Origin of the sequence: Microcoleus sp. D3_18_C2 (genome assembly GCF_036702395.1) — a bacterium.
Classification (GTDB): Bacteria; Cyanobacteriota; Cyanobacteriia; order Cyanobacteriales; family Microcoleaceae; genus Microcoleus.
Map to the genome: position 1 here is coordinate 1 of NZ_JAUBTG010000058.1, position 19,185 is coordinate 19,185.

Genomic DNA, 19,185 nt, shown 5'->3' on the forward strand with positions numbered 1-19,185 from the left:
TTAATTTTTATTGTGGAATGGGCGTCCCGCCCGTCCAAAAAGGACGGGCGGGACGCCCATCCCACTTTCAAGAGTGGTAGTTATTTAATTCTCATTCCTAAGCTGTGGAGCATTTAAACCATTAACGCTCCAGGTGCGTCATTACAGAAGTGTTTCCCGCATAAGCGCGTAAGTGTTCACTCCTGACAACGAATTTTTTTATGGTACCCGCCACGTGATTTATCCGTGGAATCAATCGAAAGCATCTCAAATCGAAAACCCTCACCCCCCCGCATTTATACGTGGGGTCAATTCTTTCATCTAAAATCTAAAATCTATTGACGCACCATACAAGCCTCGTTACTGGTTTAAATGCTCCACAGCTTAGGTAGCTTTACCATAATTTTCCTACCAGTTTTTTAAAGAGTCACAGGCTAATTAACTGGTATATTTACTATTTATTAATGTTATCTATCCTCGATTTTATTAACAATCATAAATTCCCTGGGGAATTACTTTGCCGTGACCTAAACTCCAAAAATCATGAGCGAAAGTAGTGACAGGTTCCTTTGTATAGAGAGTTCTCAGACGATACAAAATTCTTGAAATTTCTTTCTTTTTGGTATCAAAACGGTTGGATAGGATTGCTGGCTTCTCTATACTCTGCATGAAGTCTAGCAATTTTTTTAAATTGATAGTCCCGATTTTGATTGATTTCTATTGTTTGTTTTTTTTGAGCTTTTCGTTTCACATACCCATGCTTTTTTAATAGTTTGGCAACTAAGGGGAGACTAATGGTAAAACCTGTCGCCCGTAATCCAGAAGCTATTTCTTTATGCGTCAAATTAGTTTCTTTGATTCATTCATTCATCGGGTATCCGGCTGTGAATTTTTTAAAAGTTATAAAAAGGCTGCATCAATGCCTATTTGAGTAGACAGAATACTTTTTCTTCCCCCTCCTTTCTTTCTGATCCTGGAACTATTGAGTGTCGGTTCGTCCATTTTTTCTAAATCTTCCAATCCCTTGATGAGGGTATTTCGACTGCATCCCACAAGTTGCATTACATAGCTAATTCCACCCCACCCTAATTTTTGAGTTTAAGAAAGCTGCATACCTTATTTTATCCTTTTCTGATAATGATTTATAAAATTTTATCATTTATGAGTCAATTGAATTAAATAAAACATGAGTTTAAAAGTTAATTAGAATAGTTAAGGAGAAAAATCTGTTGTGAGTCTATCTGTCTAGGAGTGAAAATTGTAATCTCACACTTTTTTTATTATATTCATTATAACCGATAACTCATCAATTTATTGATTTTTCATTCCTAAGTTGCTATTCTACACCCATCTTACTAATTTTATCTTGTCAACTGGATCGATTTCATTTACCGGAGCGATCGCCCCTAGCGATCATTTCGGCAAAGGCTCCAATATTTTCTCACCATGACTCGCTGCCACCGCCGCAAATAAAGCTTCATAATGATTCAAAGCTTCCTCAAATCCGTAATTCTCTACAGCATAATTTCTGCCTTGCTCGCCCAAGGCATCCACCTTAGCGGGGTGCAGGTACAAATCCTCAACAGCCTCAGCCAAAGCCTGCGGATCTTCCGGCGCTACCACCACCCCGCCACCGCTTTGCTGCACTGCTTTCTGGGCCGTACCAGTTTCGGGAACCGACGCCAAAATTGCCCGACCACTGGCGAGAATTACTTGAATTTTTGAAGGCATATTGAAGTTAGTAACGCGACGCTTTTGTACGACTAAACTAACATCAGCAGCAGCTAACAATTCCGGCAATTTTTCTCGCGGTTCAAATGGTAGCAACATTACATTATTAGCTTTGTAAGTTTCGCAATCTTGTTGCAAGCGCGCCAGTGCTGTTGATTCCCCCACAATTACAAAAGCAATTTCGGTTATGTGTTTCAAACGAGCCGCTGCTTGGACAACTGTTTGCAAGCCTTGAGTTAGGGCAATATTGCCAGCATAGAGAACGACAAATTTGCCCTTGAGTTTGTGAGTTTCTCGAAATGAGTTACTTTCCTTGGGTAAGGGCCGAATGAAATTGACATCAACCCAATTGGGAACGCAAACTATTTTTTCCGGGGGTACTCCCTGAGAGTGCAATTTTTTGACAAAACCGCTGTCGATGACGCTGACTTGGCTGGCTGTGTTGTAGGCAAATTTTTCTAAGGCGTCAGCAATGCCAACTAGCAGTCCGTTTTTTTTGACCAAGCCGACGCGCACGGCTGCTTCTGAGACGATATCCTGAACGTTGAGGACGATCGGGCAAGCGCGAATCCAGCCGTAAAAGGCGACTGGGACGCAAATCGGTAAAGGGGGCATTGTCGAGAAAATCACGTCGGGACGCCAGCCTCTGAAGGCTTGGACGGCGCTGGAGACTACAAAACTGCCGTCTAGCACAAGTCGGTCTAGGAGGCTGGGGTGGGGGCCGTTGACGCGCAGATAGCTGCGCTGAATTGTGACGCCGTTGTGTTCTTCGGTGAGGTAAAATTTGCCCTCATATTGCGGATAAATCCGCCGCTGCGGATAGTTGGGCATTCCTGTGACGACTCGGACTTGGTGGCCGCGCTTGACTAAGCCTTGCGCTAGTTCTGTCATCAGGGGGGCAATGCCGATCGGCTCTGGATAGTAGTTATAGGAATAAATTAGAATACGCATAATATTTATTTTGAAGCAAATTGTCCTCCAGTCGCGTGCATCGAGCCTGCACCCGCACAATTGCAGACGATGTGGTTGGGTTCCGGGTAGGACAATAGGGAGCGAGGGGATCTTCCACTGCTTGCGAAAGAAGCCGCCCTTACCGGGCGGGTATCGCGCCCTCAGCTAATGTTTTTTCGCATTACCAGGCAGTTGCGGCGATCGTCGGTACGGATATACCGAAGGTCGTCTGTGAGCTTGTACATGAACACCAGTCCCCTTTCTCCTTCTCTGTCCAAAGGATCGCGCTGCTCTTGCATAATCGAGTGCAGCTTTGCTTCTAAGTTGAAGGGTTGACCCCTGTCCCAAATCCTAATTTCTAAGTAATCGGCAAACACTTTTACCTCAATGTCTATGGGCGTTGTGGAGGGCAAGTTCTGGTGAGCGTGGCGGACAGCGTTTGTAAAGCCTTCGTTGATTATCAGTCGGCACTGCCACCAAAAATCCGCTGGTATCATGGGCAAAACGATATTCTCCAACCATTCCAAAACGGATGTTAAAGCATTCAGGTCTGTTTCAACCTGCAGGTGCCACTCGGCCTTTGGTTGCTTGTCTTTCATCTTTCTTCCCCCAGGTCGGCCCCCACCACCGCTGTACTCAGCGCCGGAGGGAGAGAAAAAGGAGGGCAAGGTCTTGGCAACATATTAGTTAAGTCAAGCTTGAGTTGAAGAAGCCCGTTTTGCCTCAAGGTGAGCATTCCTTTCGCACCATTTACTCGCACAGCAAATGAGAGACTTCCGATACTGTAACCCGCCTCGGTAGGGCGTTTAAATAGGGAAAATTTCCGAGTCAGCTTGGGAGGCAGTGATTTAAGCTTCGACTGTGTTAGCAGTCGCTACTTTTCTAAACACAGGTGAGTTCTTCTCGTCCTCGAAAATCATGCTGGGATCATTCGAGTATGACTCGAACTCGTCAATTGCTAATTATTAATGCTCTGATTGCAGAGCTGGCAACTAGCTGTGCATTTTCTGGGCGTGTGAATTTTAACACTTAATGCTAACGTAGGTATCGCTAGCGATCGTCTGCTTGACTAAGTATCGAGTTCGAGTTCCCGCCCCCCGTCGGCAACACCACCTCAAAGTTCAGCGGTGGGTTGTTGAGGGTTCCTACACAGCGCCACTATTTTTGTTAAACAGGACTGTTACAGTTTTAACAATTAGTTTCAAGTCATACATCAAGCTCCAGTTTTGTTGGTATTTTAAATCTAAACGGATGACATCTTCAAAATCGCGGACTTGAGAGCGACCGTTGACTTGCCATTCCCCTGTCATCCCGGGTTTGACATCCAAACGCTGCCACTGAGGGACTTCGTAGCGCTCAACTTCGTCTGGGGTAGGCGGTCTGGTGCCGACTAGACTCATTTCGCCTTTGAGCACGTTCCAAAACTGCGGCAGTTCATCGAGGCTGGTTTTGCGTAAGATGCGCCCGACTTTAGTAATCCGCGGGTCGTTGTCATTTTTGAAAAATGCGCCAGAAGCCTGGTTTTTGATTTGGGCTTTCATAGCTTCGGCGTTGGTACACATCGATCGAAATTTCCAAATCCGAAATTGTCTGCCCATCCAGCCACAGCGGGTTTGACCGAAAAATATCGGGCCTGGATCGTTGATAGTGATGGCGGCAGCTATGGGTACGAGCAAAATTCCTGTAATTATCAAACCGACGATTGCCCCAACGATATCTATCAGCCGCTTCACCCACGATTGCACTGAAGGGTGGGTCATCGGTAGCTGATTGTCCGAGGGCTTGGTCTCTGTGGGAGTTGAGGTTGGAGATGGCTGCTCGATCGTCAGCACTTGATCTAGGCTGGTGAGAGCAAATACTGCCATCACCTGCGGCTTGAGGCTTCGGAGCACCAAGTCACTCTCTCGCTGTTTGGCAAATTTCAGATTGCTGACTAAAGCACCTATCCCGCTACTGTCGATGAATGTCGTCTGACTGAAGTCTAGGACAATCTTGCTGGGAACGGTGCTGCCCGAAAAAAGTTGCTGACAGGTTGTCTTGAAGTTTACGGCTTCAAGTACGCTCAAGCGCACGGGTATGTGAACTGAGGGAATCTCGTCCGAGTACGTTACCCGAAAATCTGCCTCTGGGGTTTGACTGACCATGAAGTCCTGGTTTCAAATTTCAAGCTGATGTCTTTAGCCTATTCTGTCCTAGCAGCTCCACCTTTACCAAATATTATGGTTAACAAAAGGCTAGCTTTATACAAACTTTACAAAAATGCCTGCCAACTCGCCCACCGAGAATGATATCAAAGGCAAAAATAGACTTAAGTCTACCAGTGCCAGTTTTGGCCTAAAGATTTTTGAACATCGTCGAGGCCAAACTTTGACATCGGAATCAAGATTTTTGTGGATTCAGGCCGATTAATCTTGTCGTTAATCATTTTGGTGCGTGTCTTGCACCGGATAGCCATCGCAGTTAACAGTTAACAGCTAACACCGAAGTCAACAGTTAACGGTTAACTGGAAAACCCCCGTAACAAGCGTCGGGGGGATGAGCTTAAGAATTGTAGACGTTTTCTGACTGAGAGGTTTCGCGGGTGATGGGTTTGACTTTGGCTTTGGCTTTGGCTGCGTTGCGTTTGAGGGCCTGGAGACGAGCTTCGTATTTAGCCCGCTGCTGTTTTTTGGAGGTTTGTTCGATTAAGGTTTTTAAGGCGCTGCCGAGGCTTTTGTAGGCGTTTGGGAGAGTGTAGCCGAAGCGGGTGGCTAGGGCGAGGGCTTTTTCGTCGGCGTCTATTGCTTCTTTTAAACTTTTCTCTCCGTTGTTTTTTTGGTAAAGTCTCCAGCCGGAGACGCCGCACAGGGATAGGGCTAGTAACAGCAGCAAGCCGTCTTGCACCCAAAGTTCGCCGACAGCGCCGCCTAAACCAATGGCGAGGGCTGCCATTTCCCAACCGTCTCTGGGAATGGTGTCGTTTTGGATTCTGGCGACTTCGTGCCAAAATAGGAGGTTCCGCTGATCCATTGCTAGCTGTTCCCAGCGGATCAGGTCTATTTGGATTTCTACCTGGTCTTTGCCTATTTCTTCGCTGCGGATCAGGGTAGGATTAACTTCTATTGTTTTTTCTACTGTTACCCAACTTTGGAGTTCTGGGGGCAGTATGTTTTTCAAGCGCCGGATCTCACTCATCTCGGCTCTTGCTGTAGAGGTTGCATAGGATGTCATAGCTCCGGCCTATTGATTTTCCAAAGGTTAATATGTGTATATTTCTGGAGTATAGCAAACCTTGAATCCAAATATAGTCGAGTAAGGAGGGGTCGATCGACCAATACTTGCAATTTTACTTGATTTTAGTCTCAGCGGGCGCTCCCAACTGCCGACTCGATCCTTGATTTTCGACTATTTCATCAACAGTTCGATTTCTTGTCGCAATTTCGACCAAGCCGACAAAACTTCCGGCTGAGAAGTTATGCCTTTTTGAACTAAAACAACTCCGTCAAATACTTCAGAAAATCCCTACAAACCTCGCCGTAGAGATTCATCGGTAAAACGCACTCCCCCCCGAACTCTACCTCTGTCAATCGGAGATTTTAAATTCTTATGCTGTAAATGCCACAAGTCATAATCAACAGCTAATTTTTTTAAAAGGGCGACAACTTAATCCGTGTAATATGAGTCGAAAACCTTGTTTTATCTTCGATGACGCGATATATATAGGGAAAATAAAGTTTTGCAACTCTTCTTTTTGTCCCAACATACTCTCTTTTTTTGCCTCATTTAATATTCATTTTTTTATCTTTTTTTGCTACATGAGCGCGATCGCCCACAGTCGGGTGTTCGATCGCGCTCATGTAGCGAGTGGGAGCGTCCGCTGCTGGCACTAACTACTGGTCTACCCCCTTTCCTTCTTGTAGTGGAATTACCACTTTTCGGGGATTTACACACATCATTCAGACGGGATTTCAATGATTAAAGTGACTTCAAAATACCGCTTTCCAACTGATAAATTGCTGCCATGATTCCGCTTTCAGGATTTGTGAGGAGGGACTTTTTGACATCTTTCAAGTATTCTACAATGTGTTCCCGCAAAATCGGTCTTTCTACTTTGACTGTGTGATTGTAATCCCACAAGTCCCAAATGATAATTCCGATGCCGACAATCGGATCTATTAAACTTACTCCCAACTGACTAGCAACTGTACCGCCTGTTTTTGTTGCCATTTTGGCGGCGGCTTTGCTGGCAACTTTTGCCGTAACTTTGCTGCCAACTTTAGTTGCAACTCCCAAAATTAAGGGTTTAGCAATTAAGTAGCCGCTGCCGCCAACTAATACTTTTAATGATAAATTCGAGACGTTTCCTTTGTCGCTAATTGTGGTGGCAATATCGTTCAGATATTTGTCCCATTGTACTTGCGGTATATTATAATTATTTTGAACTACTTTCACATTTTTGCTAACTTCTGATATATACAAATTAGCAGTATCTTGAGTGATTAATTGAAATCGCAGTTGAGCGTTTTTGGGTACCAGCACGCGGTTAGCAAATTCTCTTTGAAAGTCTTCGGTTAATTTTTCGGAAACAGCACGAGATGCTGCTGTCATATCAAATCTGTTGAGTACGGCAGATTTCACGAAGTTAAAAGGTACGGTAAACTCCATCTTTTTTTGAGTGAAGTAATCAAAGTACCAATCGAGGAAACTATTGTCAACCCGCGCGATTACTTCAGTTTCCCATTTGTCCAACTCTTTTGAGGCGAAAGTTTCGGCTGTTATATGGGATTTTTGGATGGCGTTTTTTATGTCTTGGTTGACTTTGCTGAAATCGTGTGGCGGCGAGACTACAACTGCTGTGGTTCCGGTATTTGTTAGTGACTGGGAAATTAGAAAGTTACCGAATAGGGGAATGATGACTACTAGAATTACGATCGTCCAAATCATCGGTGTCACAGTTTTGATAAACTGACCGATAACTCTGAGACGTTCTGTTTTCTCTGAATAGCTAATTTCTTCCTTGTCTTGACTCATGGCGGTTTCTCAACTGATGAGAGTTGGGCTAGTTTCGATTATAGGCGATCGTACCTGCGATCGTGTTACGGGCGTGTGGCCTGAGATTCTGGAAAAGTTGGGGAAAAGTGCGCGCGAGTGAAGCTACCCCAAAGCGAATTGATTCAAAAGTACGATCGCACTCTTCATCCGCGTTAATCTTTGTTAATCTGCCTGCATTAGCGGTTCATAAAAAAATAAAAAAGCGTGAAGCGAAGCTATCCCGCAGGGAATCGCCCTTGAAGCGTGCCTCAAACTTGATAATCCTTATCTGATTATATTTTAGCCTGCTTTACTTAACACAAGCAGAATGTACTGGTCAAGACTAACTCCTTCCCTTTCCGCTTTTTCTGCTAAACTCAAATGTAGAGATTTAGGAATGTGTAAAGATAGACTTCCACTATACTCAACCTCCGTTGCAGGTAAAGGAATCTCATCGCCGCACTCATAAGCAGTCTCTATCCACAATTCCCTAGCTTCCTGAATATTCTCCATCGCTTCGGACAAGGTTTCACCCTGAGACATACAGCCAGGAAGGTCTTTTATTATAGCTGTATAACCTTCTGATTCTGGATAAAAATTGATAGGATATTTCAGGCTCAAGTAATAATCTAGGGATTTAAGCTTGACTTTCATCTTCTGATTCATCGCTCCATTCCTCTAACTTCAATAATGCCACAATTTGCTTAACGTAGACTCCTTTTACCTTCTGACCGCCCTTTTTAGGGACTGTAATCTTTAATCCATCGGCATTTCGGAAAGAATGGTGACTTCCTTTCGATCCCTTTTCTTTAAACCCAAAAGCAGTTAGGATATAGCACACATCGTCAAACCGCACTTCTGGTGGATTTGCTAAAAATTGTTCTACCAGTTTTCCTAACTTGCCCATAAATTTTTATGGATGCTTATACTATTCTAATAAATAAGGGCGGGCATTGCCCACCCTCGCTAGGAATCAGATGTAATTCAAAAATTAAACCTTCGCTTCATTCTTCACCAAATTACCCCAACCCAAATCCTTCAGTGAATTATTCCGGCGCAACGGACGAGTCACCAACTCCAAAATATCCCGCGCATTACCAAAGCCGTGAATTTGAGCAAAAGTAAACTCAACAGACCACTTAGTATTAATCCCCCGCGCTTCCAAAGGATTAGCGTGAGCCATACCAGTAATCACCAAGTCAATATTCTGCTCGTAAATCCGCTGCAACTGATTGTAATTGTCTGGTTTCTCCACAATCCGAGGAGTAGGAACTCCCATCTCGTGACAAGTCTTTTCTAACAACGCCAACTCGGCCGCTTGATAGCGCTTGTCCATATAAGGAATGCCGATTTCCGGGCAAGTCATGCCGCAGCGAATCAAGAAACGTGCTAAAGAAATCTCTAACAAATTGTCTCCCATAAAGAAGACAGATTTGCCACGAATTATTTGCAGGTAATCTTCCAAACCCGCCCAGATTTGCGCTTCCCGTTCGTCCAAACCTTTTGGTTCAATTCCCAACACTGAGCAAATCTTTTCAATCCAAGCGCGAGTTCCGTCAGGGCCGATCGGGAATGGCGCACCAATTAGCTTACACTTGCGGCGGCGCATCAACGTAGAAGCAGTACGCGACAAGAACGGATTCATGCCAGATACATAATAGCCTTCTTCCAAGACTGGCAATTCAGTGTAGCGCTTGGAAGGAAGCCAACCGGAAACTTTGATTCCTTGCTTCTTCAATTCTAGAGTTAGCTGAGTAACAACCGGGTCGGGCAAAGAACCGAAAAGTACCAGCGGCGTGTGCTTGACATATTCCGATTCATCTGCTGCAACTTCCTCTTTTTTCTTGCCGAAATTCAGCAGTTGAGAGATAGCATTTCTTTCTTGTTTCTGAGATTCCATCACGGGCGCTTTCTCAGGGCATTTAGCAGCCATCGCCGCTAAAACGGTATCTTCCCCTTGAGTAAAAGCGTAATCCAAGCCGTTAGCGCGCGCTGTGACGATGGGAATGCCAATTTCTGCTTCGAGTTTGGGCGCCAAGCCTTCCAAATCCATTTTGATGATTTCGGTGGTGCAAGTGCCGATCCAAACAATTACACTGGGGTTACGATCGCGCTTAATTTGCAAGCACAGCCGCTTCAACTCATCATAATCGTTTAATTGAGCGGAAATATCCCCTTCTTCCAACTCAGCCATCGCATAGCGAGGCTCAGCAAAAATCATCACGCCCATGGCGTTTTGCAAGAAATAGCCGCAAGTCTTAGTACCGATGACCAAGAAAAAGCTATCTTCAATTTTTTGATAAAGCCAAGCTACGCAGCTAATCGGACAAAATGTGTGATAATTGCCTGTTTCGCATTCAAAGTTTAAAGCTTCCGGTTCATTAGTAGTAATAGCAGTCATATGTCAAATCTTCTCCCTTTAAATTGTTTTTCGTCTCGAACAGGAATTGCGGCGGAGCGAGGAAACACCTGGATTTTGCGATCGTCTCGGTGCGATCGCCCACCAGAGGAATAGGTTGTTTTTCCTCTCGAACGCGAACAAGCCAGCGGCGATAAAATACCTCTTTTGTGCGATCGCGACCCACAGCGAACAATAAATAGAAATACCTATTTTTGGGCTAATTCCTGTAAAAAATAGATGCAGCCCACTCAATATTTCCGCAGCAGCCGCAGCATCCAAAATTCTGGCTAAAAAATTCTGCGCGAGGGCATACAATCCCTCACAGCAGGGATTTAGTTTACTTCAATTCGCTAAGGCCAAAAGCCTTTTGGCAGTTGTGAGTTGGAGCTAATTAAAAATTAACAACTCGCAACTCACAACTCACAAATAGAGCGGGAAACTTCAAGACTAGAAGAGACGCGGGCGATCGCAACAACCTCACTTAAAATCAGATAAAAAGCCGGAAATTTCTTCATCTTCATCGTCGGAATCCAAATCACCGAGATCTAGAGCATCTAAATCATCTTCATCTGGATCTCCGGTAGTTGCTTCCCCCAGATCGTCGAGTCCGAGATCGTCGAGGTCATCGTCATCAGATACAGAGAAATCGTCAATACCGTCATCGTCCAAGTCGCCCAGATCCATGTCTAGGTCATCTGAGGTCGCTGTCCCAAAAGGATCGGGTATTTCTTCGGCGACAAACTCTGCATCTTCTTCCCCAAACGGATCGGAAATCCCCGATTCGAGATCTCCAGAGGTCAAAGTCCCAAATTGTGAGGCTTCATCTTCCTCGTCATCGCCGAGGTCGAGACCGCCCAAAGCCGAGGCTTCATCTTCCTCGTCATCGCCGAGGTCGAGACCGCCCAAAGCCGAGGCTTCATCTTCCTCGTCATCATCGCCGAGGTCGAGACCGCCCAAAGCCAAGGCTTCATCTTCCTCGTCATCGCCCATATCAAAGTCAGATACGGCGTCTTCCTCATCGTCGCCCATATCAAAGTCAGATACGGCGTCTTCCTCATCTTCGCCCATATCAAAGTCAGATACGGCGTCTTCCTCATCGTCTTCTAGACCGAGACCGTCCAAAGCCGAGGCTTCTTCCTCATCGTCGTCCATGTCGAAGTCGGAGACCGCTTCTTCCTCGTCATCGTCCATGTCGAAGTCGGAGACCGCTTCTTCCTCGTCATCGTCCATGTCGAAGTCGGAGACTGCTTCTTCCTCGTCATCGCCCATGTCGAAGTCGGAGACTGCTTCTTCCTCGTCATCGCCCATGTCGAAGTCGGAGACTGCTTCTTCCTCGTCATCGCCCATGTCGAAGTCGGAGACTGCTTCTTCCTCAAACTCATCGAAGGATTCGTCGTCGGAGCTGAGTGCTGACGCCGCCGCAGCCAGACCGGCTGCTCCGGCGACTCCGGCGACTACTCCGGCTGCTGCTAACGCCGCACCGCCCAATTTATTAGATTTGGCATCAGCGGGTGCAGCAGTTGCAGTTTGAGCCGCTGCGGGTGCAGCAGTTGCAGTTTGAGCCGCTGCGGGTGCAGCAGTTGCAGTTTGAGCCGCTGCGGGTGCAGCAATTGCAGTTTGAGCTGCTGTGGGTGTAGCAGTTGCAGTTTGAGCTGCTGTGGGTGTTGGAGATGTGCCGATCGTCTGCGGCACGATATTTGAGGGCATACCCAGCGCGATGTCCGGGTCAAAATTTAGCCCCAACACTTCGATCAGGCTGTCTGCATCCGGCTTGAGTTTTGAGAAGGGCAGCATTAATTGCTGGAGTTCCGGCTCCAGGGCAGCCGCAATTCCCAGGATGAGGTAAGAAACAGGCCTTTTCCCGCCGTCGGGTGTGGCGACCGTGTTGTCAGCCGTCATGTGCAGGAGCAGCCAAGCCCGATTTACCTGGTAGTAGTCCAACCACTTCTGTTTGAGAGCAACTGAAAAAGTATCAAAAAAAGCCATAACCTCTTTATCCTCATCCTGATCGCTAGACCTATTAAACCATCATCAGGTCTAGCTCATCTTCCTCCTTCTTGACCACCGGTTGCACTGGATTTAGATAAAAATCTGAAAGTAAGGCAAATAATTCGCGATCGGGCGTGTCGTTGGGCACTACTCCTTCGGGCATTGCCAAAATCTGGTCAGCGATGTTGAGGTAGTAATCGCAGACGTAATTGAGGGAAGGATCGCTTTCTGCCATCTCAAACAATGTTTTGCCTTTAACGCGAGAAACGCGAATGTCTTCAATCAGGGGCAGCACTTCCAGCACCGGCATGGGTACAGAGTCAATGTACTTGTCGATCAAGTCGCGCTTTGAGGTGCGGTTGCCAATTAAACCAGCGAGCCGCAACGGGTGAGTGCGGGCTTTTTCGCGGACTGAGGCGGCGATGCGGTTGGCGGCAAATAAAGCGTCGAACCCGTTGTCGGTAACAATCATGCAGTAATCGGCGTAGTTCAAGGGGGCTGCAAAACCGCCGCACACTACGTCACCGAGCACGTCGAACAGGATAATGTCGTATTCGTCGAAGGCATTGAGTTCTTTGAGCAGTTTGACGGTTTCACCGACTACATAGCCGCCGCAGCCAGCTCCTGCAGGAGGGCCACCTGCTTCTACGCAGTCAACGCCGCCGTAGCCTTTGTAGATGACATCTTCGGGCCAAACGTCTTCGTAGTGATAGTCCTTTTGCTGAAGGGTGTCAATAATTGTGGGTATCAAGAAGCCAGTGAGGGTAAATGTGCTGTCGTGCTTTGGATCGCAACCGATTTGCAAAACTTTCTTGCCGCGCTTGGCTAGGGCAACGGAGATGTTGCAGCTTGTTGTTGATTTACCAATTCCACCTTTTCCGTAAACTGCTAGTTTCACTCTTGGTTCTCCTATAGGTTTCTATCAAAACGATGAGGGCTGGGGTTTCCTGCAATTGGGCGATCGCCCAATTGCCATAGCCCAATTGCCATAGCCCAATTGCAATTTCCTTAATTTCAGTCGATTTGAGATTTCAGATTTGAGATTAAAGAATCGACTCCACAGATGAATCTGGGGCTTCTCTTTAACTAAAATTTTCGAGCTCGACGACTTTTGTTTGGGGCTTGTATCCGTCTTTGGGTTAGACCAATTTTGGACTCGGCCCTTAGTCACCTCGTTGAAAGCATTATTAGCTAACTTGCGATGAAAAGAAAGGGGGCGTCTAAATGAAAATGCTAGTAAATTTGTTTATTTTGCATCTTTGGGAATCTTAACTGGTTTTTTGATATAAAAATCTATTTTTATAATTTTTTTAGCTTTTAAATTAATTTTAAAATACTTTCTTAATATAAAGAGGTACAAAAATAAAACAAAAATAAACGAATCAAACAATCTGGGCTTTGGGCTTTCGGGCTAGGATGCAGGCAGTTGATGGATTGTGCGGGTAACTCGAACGGTCATCAAGACGCTAGTGGATGAGGCAAACTCGAAGTTAGTTCGGATCGCTTGGGTCAGGCGAGGGCAAAGTTATGGGATTTTAGATTTTAGATTTTAGATTTTAGATTGGGAAAGATTGACTTTGCTGAGGTTTCGGGTGTTTTGTAAAAAATTGTGAATTTTTAGGAATAGGTGGGGAAGTGTCCGAGTTTTGCAGTGAGGGAGCCTCCGAGAGTGGGCGAGGATTCGAGTGGGGGATTGTCGGTATATTAGACCTATTGAAAAAAAAATCTATGTTAAAATTAAAAGTTTTGAATTTTAGACCTGATATCTCACTGATAATTGTAAAGTGTTGACAACAAATTACAACGGAGACCATAACGGCGGCGAGGATTATAACGACTTGACAAAAATTTGAAAACTTTTAGACTCCTATTAATATGTTCAATCACTATTCGAGCCTGGGCTATAGATCGCATCTGGAATTTGCAGTTCGCTACCGAGGGCGGCAATGACCATACCACCGATCAGAAAGCCGAGCGCTGGGGACTGCAACTGAGACCCAAGTCCGCAGGCAAGAAATACGGCTACTAAAAAGCCGGGGTCATGCCCCGGCTTCTTAGGTCTGTATCGTCTCGGTTCAACAGCCGTCTGGTCCACAGAAACTGTGCCCGTACAGTACCTCCGCGTCACAGATATAGATCATGCCCGCAAAATCGAGGAAAAACTTGACTGCGACCTGATCGGCAATATTCTCCGCCATATCCCGATCGGGGGTGAGCACCTCGAATTTTATATTCGCCGTGGTGTCAGAAACGCTAGGTTGCCCCGACGATCGCACGTTGCGACTGCCTTTACCGCCGGTTTCCAGAACCGTATAACCGGTTGCCCCGGCTTCTTCGATGATATTGACGATCTTCTTCAGCAGAATCTTTTCCGTGACGATGACAAGCTTTTTGGCTGGCTTGGGCATGTTGGTTACCTCCTTACCTACGTATGTTGATCTTAATATATTGAGTTGCTTGGTCTGTTGGAGCAAGGGAGCGCCGACAGACCGCGACCCGTCTGGGATTAGCCGCCACCGATCGCCTGGGCCAGCCCGAGGAAGAGCGGTATACACAAGCCGATCGCAATGGGTGTACCGATGGCTGTGGATGCGCCGATGTAGGCGGAGGGATTGGCCGACGGAATCCCGGCTCGCAACGTGGGCGGACCTGAGATGTCTGAACTGGAGGCGGCAATAACAGCCAGGATCACAACACCGCCCAGGCTGAATCCTGTGGTGTAGTGGGCAATCATGCCGAGACCGAAGGCGATGAACCCATGCACCACCGGTGCCACTACGCTATACACGACGTACCACTGGGCCACCTTACGTAGTTCGCCAAGTCTTGACCAAGCCTCCATACCCATGACCAGCATCAAGATCGAAAGCAAGCCGCGGAAGAGGGGGTCGTAGAAGCTTTTATAGACACTTTCCGGCTGGGTGAACAGGCCAAGAGCAATGCCGAGCAACATTGCCGATAGGGCAGGACCCTGGAGGCTTTCTTGCACGATCGGCCATATCTTGACCCGATTATCCGCAGGCTTCTGCTGCTTGCTGAGATACTCTTGCCGATTGCGGGGATAATCCTGCTGATCGGGATAATCGCCTGCTGCAACGGGTTGCTTGCTGAAAGACTCCTGCACGGTAGAGTGGGCTGCTGGACTACCCTTCTTCTTGTTGAGATAAATGTTGGCCACCACAATCGCCGTTACGAGCGCTGGGATATCCATGAAGGGATAGAGTGCGGCAGCCCATGCCTCGTATGGCATCTTTTGTTCTTCCAGTAGGGTCAGGGCTGCAGCCATGGTAGAGCCACTCACAGCACCAAACAATCCCCCGGTCGCAATCGCATCTATGGTGTTGACCTTCGGCAGCTTCGCCAACGTATAGCGCGCGATGAATACAACAAGAACCCCTACCGCTACAGCAGAAGCTGCGGGTATCAACATCTCCGTCAGGTTGGAACTGCGGATCGCCTGACCACCGGTCAGACCGATTTTCATGAGCAGCATGAAGACGATGATCTGATTAATCGCCTCTGGAATTATTAGTTCGCTACCGAGAGCGGCAATGACCATACCACCAATCAAAAACCCGAGCGTTGGGGACTGCAACTGCTTAATGAAGTCCATTAAGAACAAGGACAAAAAATCCATGAATACCTCCTGCTGCCTCCTCTAAAAAAGAGCGATTATTGTGAGCGGTGAGATTTAAGAAGTAAGGGTGCAGCGCTTCAACCCTGGCGACAGGTGTTATGCGAACACCTGTCGCCAGGGGATTCAGAGATGGTCGCTCTCCGAATGGGGCTAGAAGGTGTCGCTGTCCCGCAGTAACTTCTATAGATCAATATCTATTAAGACCCAAAATTCTATGTAATTAAGTCTATCCTTAAATTCGCACAAACTTGCGATCGCTTTACATGGATATGCCAAATAATTTTTAATTCAAATCATAAGTTTTCCTTTTGTTCTCATAAAACCCGTATATTTCTGGTCAGCATAAATAGCGATCGCAGATTTTTTTATGTACACGGATATTGCACCGAGGACGGTATGGGATCAGCAAAATCGGGAACAGGAGTGGCGTGAACACCACTCTTATAGCAATGCTTTGAACTAATCAATCCACATTTCGGGGGGAGTGGTTGTCGGCACATAAGTCGTGGACGGACTGTAACTGGCAAGGTTAAACCACCCCACCGCCAGTAGGAGACCGAACCCACAGCCCACCAAAAAAGTCCAGGCGTGAGACGAATCGAACACACAGAGCAGGCGGCGATCGCCACTATACACCTGCACTAGCCAGCCTTCGCTGGTGTTGTCAAATTGGGTCCGCAGTTTAGTTGAGTCAAACTTGTTCATTGTGTACGCTCCATGCTGCTCGAATGTGTGTGGCGGTGGCGGGCACTGGCCCGCCGCTAGGGAAATACCTGTCAGAAATTCACCTGTGAATGGATAGTGTCTCAAGGAGAGAGACTGGAACGCTTAAACCTGACATTGATATCGAACAGAAGACAGACATCTATGCTTTCGCCTTGAACGGTATTCTTAAGTTTATACTTAGATTTGCTGGTTGAATGGTTGCTATAGCGTCAAAAAGATAAGTGTTTTTTATAAAATGATTCCGCTAATCTGAGTCAATCTTTCTCAACAGAGGGTAATGAATTCGCAGATATTTGGCATAAACTTAAAGATATGGTTCAAGGAAAAACCATAGAGTATTGCCTTGTCACGGAAAAGGTGCCGCTGAAAAGGTGCTGCTGAAAAAGATCGCCAAGATCGTCGAGGAAGCTGGGGCTGCCGGTTATACGGTGATGGAGGCTGGCGATCAAAGCAGTCGCAACGTGCGATCGTCGGGACAAACCACTGTTTCCGACAGCTTTTTCAATTTTTCAATTCTTCAATTCTTCAATCCTATGACTGCTGACTAATGAGAACTGACGATCGGAATCTCGATCGCAAATTCAGTGCCCCGTCCAGCTTCCGAAACGCAGTCGAGTCGCCCCCCGTGCTGTTCCACAACTAAATGGTAAGAAATCGACAGTCCCAACCCAGTGCCCTTGCCAACTGGTTTGGTAGTAAAAAACGGGTCAAATAATTGGCGGCGAATCTCCTCCGGTATGCCCCGCCCGTTGTCGGAAATGCGGATCGCGACAAAATCGCCACCAACAACTTCAGTACGAATTGTAATTGTGGGAAGAGTCAATGGAGAACTAGGATTTGACGGGGGTGAATTTTTCGCATTTCTCGTCGCCCATTCCCCTTGCTGGATTTCTTCATCCAAAGCATCAATAGCATTGCCGATAATATTCATGAACACCTGATTGATCTGACCGGCACAGCACTCGATGTGGGGCAAATTGCCGTATTCTTTAATAATCTGGATAGTTGGATGTGCGCCGTGGGCTTTGAGCCGGTGCTGCAAAATCAACAAAGTGGTTTCGAGTCCCTCGTGAATGTCAACGAGCTTGATGTTAGATTGATCCGATCGCGAAAAATTACGCATCGACACAACTATTTGGCGGATGCGCTCGGTTCCTACTTGCATAGAAGACACTAGCTTAGATAAGTCTTCTACTAAAAAATCGACTTCCATCTCTGCTGCTGCTTCCCGAATTTCCGAGACTGGTTCGGGATAGTGCTGCTGGTAAAGTTCCAACAGTTGGAGCAATTCTTTGATGTAGTGGCTGGCGTGGGAAAGGTTGCCGTAGATAAAATTAACAGGATTGTTAATTTCGTGAGCGATACCGGCAATCATTTGTCCCAAAGAAGACATTTTTTCGGTTTGCACTAATTGAGTTTGAGTTTGCTGCAACTTTCGCACAGTTTGCTCTAATTGCTGTGCTTGATTTTTCAAGCAAGTTTGCTTTCGCCGCAGGACTTCTTCGACTCGCTGGCGCTTGATAATATCCCGTCTCAACAATTCATTTGATTCTAAAAGTTGAGCGGTGCGTTCTTCAACTTGTTTTTTTAAGTCGTCGTGAGCTTGGCGCAGGGCTTCTTGGGCCCGCTGCCGCTCTAAAATTTCTTGCTGCAAAAGTTCGTTGGCTTTCTGCAATTGGGTGGCTCGATCGTCCACTGCTTGTTGTAACAGCTCGATCGTCCCATACATTTCAGATTGGTTAAAAACTTGTGGCAAACTTGTCTGAGACACAACGCCCAAAAGCTCTCCCTGGCTGCCAACTACTACCAAACGGCGGACGCAGTGGCGCTGCATGGACTGGTGGACACTCCAGAGGGAATCGGCGGGAGATATGCAAAATAAAGGCGCACTCATGGCCCTTGCGGCTGGGATTTCCGAGAGGTTGAGTTCGAGGGCGTGAAACTGCACGATGTCGCGCTCGGTGACAATGCCGATCGGAATTTGGTAATTTTGTGTTGGTGCGATCGCCCGATCGGGATGCTGAGTTTGCTCTTTGACAATGACAACGGAACTAACTCGATGCTTGACCATGAGCTGGGCTAAATCGAGGGCTGAGGCAGTTGTTGTGGCAGAAATGACTTGGTGCGTCATGACATCTGCTGCACAGCGCAAATTGGTTAGCAAGTTAATCGGCTGGAGGGCTTCGTGAATGGCTTCGCGGGTGATGATGCCGAGAAGTCGCGAGTCCTCGTCCACTACGGGCAAATGCCGGATGGAGTGCTGGCGCAATGTGAAGATAGCTGTGAAAATATCTGGAGACTCGGATTTTTTGAGAGTAATGGGAGATCGAGTCATTACGTCAGCAATTGTCAGTCCGACTGTACAAGCTGCGACGGTAGTTAGCTTGACGATATCCCGTTCTGTAAAAATGCCGATCGGGCGATTATCTTCGACGACTAAGACGCAACTGCGCTTGGCTGCGCTAGCAACAGCGTTTTGTTTTTCGCCACAAAGGTGACAGGAGACGCGCATCGGGTTCATGAGAGCCAACACTTGGGCGATCGGGGTTTCTGGAGCCACGGTGAGGGGGTGGCGGTCGATCGCCCGATCTAAAGGTGACGAGTAGAGAGGCCGGCTGTTGGGGCGTTCGGCCGGTTCTGATGATTTAATTACCGACAACTGCGGAGCTGAATCTCGAAAATGTTGTAATTGTTCTTCTTGTAGCATGATTATTAATTTTACTTAATGAGTTGTTACAATTTTGGAGACTTGGGTTGGCAG

General features: G+C 46.8%; 17 protein-coding genes and 1 pseudogene. 1 reads left to right on the plus strand and 17 read right to left on the minus strand.

From position 1 onward, the window contains the following. Window positions 1-604: 604 nt before the first annotated feature. From QUA88_RS24520 to QUA88_RS24595, 16 genes and pseudogenes are all read right to left on the minus strand, one after another. Window positions 605-823 (minus strand): ISAzo13-like element transposase-related protein, encoded by a 219-nt coding sequence (locus QUA88_RS24520; RefSeq protein ID WP_333274296.1) that lies wholly within the window; start codon window positions 821-823, stop codon window positions 605-607. A 569-nt stretch (window positions 824-1,392) separates the two neighbouring features. Then, complete coding sequence (locus tag QUA88_RS24525) at window positions 1,393-2,661, minus strand: WcaI family glycosyltransferase (protein ID WP_333211975.1); 1,269 nt, start codon at window positions 2,659-2,661, stop codon at window positions 1,393-1,395. Between the two features lie 161 nt (window positions 2,662-2,822). Then, entirely contained in the window at window positions 2,823-3,260 is a 438-nt protein-coding gene (locus QUA88_RS24530; RefSeq protein ID WP_333056578.1) for an ATP-binding protein, read from the minus strand. 546 nt (window positions 3,261-3,806) lie between these two features. Continuing rightward, on the minus strand, window positions 3,807-4,805 hold the full coding sequence (locus QUA88_RS24535) for a sugar transferase (RefSeq protein ID WP_333056577.1): 999 nt from the start codon (window positions 4,803-4,805) through the stop codon (window positions 3,807-3,809). Window positions 4,806-5,202: 397 nt separating this feature from the next. Beyond that, the gene (locus tag QUA88_RS24540; protein WP_333056576.1) at window positions 5,203-5,871 is read right to left on the minus strand and encodes a DUF3318 domain-containing protein; all 669 of its coding nucleotides are present in this window, start codon (window positions 5,869-5,871) and stop codon (window positions 5,203-5,205) included. 744 nt (window positions 5,872-6,615) lie between these two features. Next, complete coding sequence (locus QUA88_RS24545) at window positions 6,616-7,671, minus strand: hypothetical protein (protein WP_333056575.1); 1,056 nt, start codon at window positions 7,669-7,671, stop codon at window positions 6,616-6,618. Between the two features lie 300 nt (window positions 7,672-7,971). After that, complete coding sequence (locus QUA88_RS24550; RefSeq protein WP_333211972.1) at window positions 7,972-8,337, minus strand: type II toxin-antitoxin system HicB family antitoxin; 366 nt, start codon at window positions 8,335-8,337, stop codon at window positions 7,972-7,974. Continuing rightward, on the minus strand, window positions 8,309-8,578 hold the full coding sequence (locus QUA88_RS24555) for a type II toxin-antitoxin system HicA family toxin (protein ID WP_333274301.1): 270 nt from the start codon (window positions 8,576-8,578) through the stop codon (window positions 8,309-8,311). The genes QUA88_RS24550 and QUA88_RS24555 overlap by 29 nt, the downstream gene beginning before the upstream one ends. 84 nt (window positions 8,579-8,662) lie before the next feature. Next, on the minus strand, window positions 8,663-10,072 hold the full coding sequence (locus QUA88_RS24560; protein ID WP_199292772.1) for a ferredoxin:protochlorophyllide reductase (ATP-dependent) subunit N: 1,410 nt from the start codon (window positions 10,070-10,072) through the stop codon (window positions 8,663-8,665). A gap of 18 nt (window positions 10,073-10,090) precedes the next feature. Continuing rightward, on the minus strand, window positions 10,091-10,387 hold the full coding sequence (locus QUA88_RS24565) for a hypothetical protein (protein WP_333233948.1): 297 nt from the start codon (window positions 10,385-10,387) through the stop codon (window positions 10,091-10,093). A gap of 162 nt (window positions 10,388-10,549) precedes the next feature. Beyond that, window positions 10,550-12,058 (minus strand): DUF5331 domain-containing protein, encoded by a 1,509-nt coding sequence (locus QUA88_RS24570; RefSeq protein WP_333274304.1) that lies wholly within the window; start codon window positions 12,056-12,058, stop codon window positions 10,550-10,552. A 34-nt stretch (window positions 12,059-12,092) separates the two neighbouring features. Beyond that, on the minus strand, window positions 12,093-12,959 hold the full coding sequence (gene bchL / locus QUA88_RS24575) for a ferredoxin:protochlorophyllide reductase (ATP-dependent) iron-sulfur ATP-binding protein (protein ID WP_006634709.1): 867 nt from the start codon (window positions 12,957-12,959) through the stop codon (window positions 12,093-12,095). An 869-nt stretch (window positions 12,960-13,828) separates the two neighbouring features. Further along, a pseudogene (locus QUA88_RS24580) lies at window positions 13,829-13,963 on the minus strand (IS5/IS1182 family transposase); the annotation flags it as partial. Window positions 13,964-14,136: 173 nt separating this feature from the next. Beyond that, on the minus strand, window positions 14,137-14,469 hold the full coding sequence (locus tag QUA88_RS24585) for a P-II family nitrogen regulator (RefSeq protein WP_333056568.1): 333 nt from the start codon (window positions 14,467-14,469) through the stop codon (window positions 14,137-14,139). A 98-nt stretch (window positions 14,470-14,567) separates the two neighbouring features. Continuing rightward, on the minus strand, window positions 14,568-15,698 hold the full coding sequence (locus QUA88_RS24590; protein ID WP_333056567.1) for a sodium-dependent bicarbonate transport family permease: 1,131 nt from the start codon (window positions 15,696-15,698) through the stop codon (window positions 14,568-14,570). Window positions 15,699-16,157: 459 nt separating this feature from the next. After that, a complete protein-coding gene (locus tag QUA88_RS24595; protein ID WP_333211968.1) occupies window positions 16,158-16,403 on the minus strand; it encodes a hypothetical protein in 246 nt (81 codons plus the stop codon). A gap of 392 nt (window positions 16,404-16,795) precedes the next feature. Between QUA88_RS24595 and QUA88_RS24600 the strand changes: the two genes are divergently transcribed. Further along, complete coding sequence (locus QUA88_RS24600) at window positions 16,796-16,972, plus strand: hypothetical protein (protein WP_333056565.1); 177 nt, start codon at window positions 16,796-16,798, stop codon at window positions 16,970-16,972. Here QUA88_RS24600 and QUA88_RS24605 read toward each other — a convergent pair. Beyond that, window positions 16,969-19,131, minus strand: a complete 2,163-nt coding sequence (locus QUA88_RS24605) for a CBS domain-containing protein (protein ID WP_333056564.1) — start codon at window positions 19,129-19,131, stop codon at window positions 16,969-16,971. The two genes, QUA88_RS24600 and QUA88_RS24605, sit on opposite strands and share 4 nt — an antisense overlap. Between the last annotated feature and the right edge of the window lie 54 nt (window positions 19,132-19,185).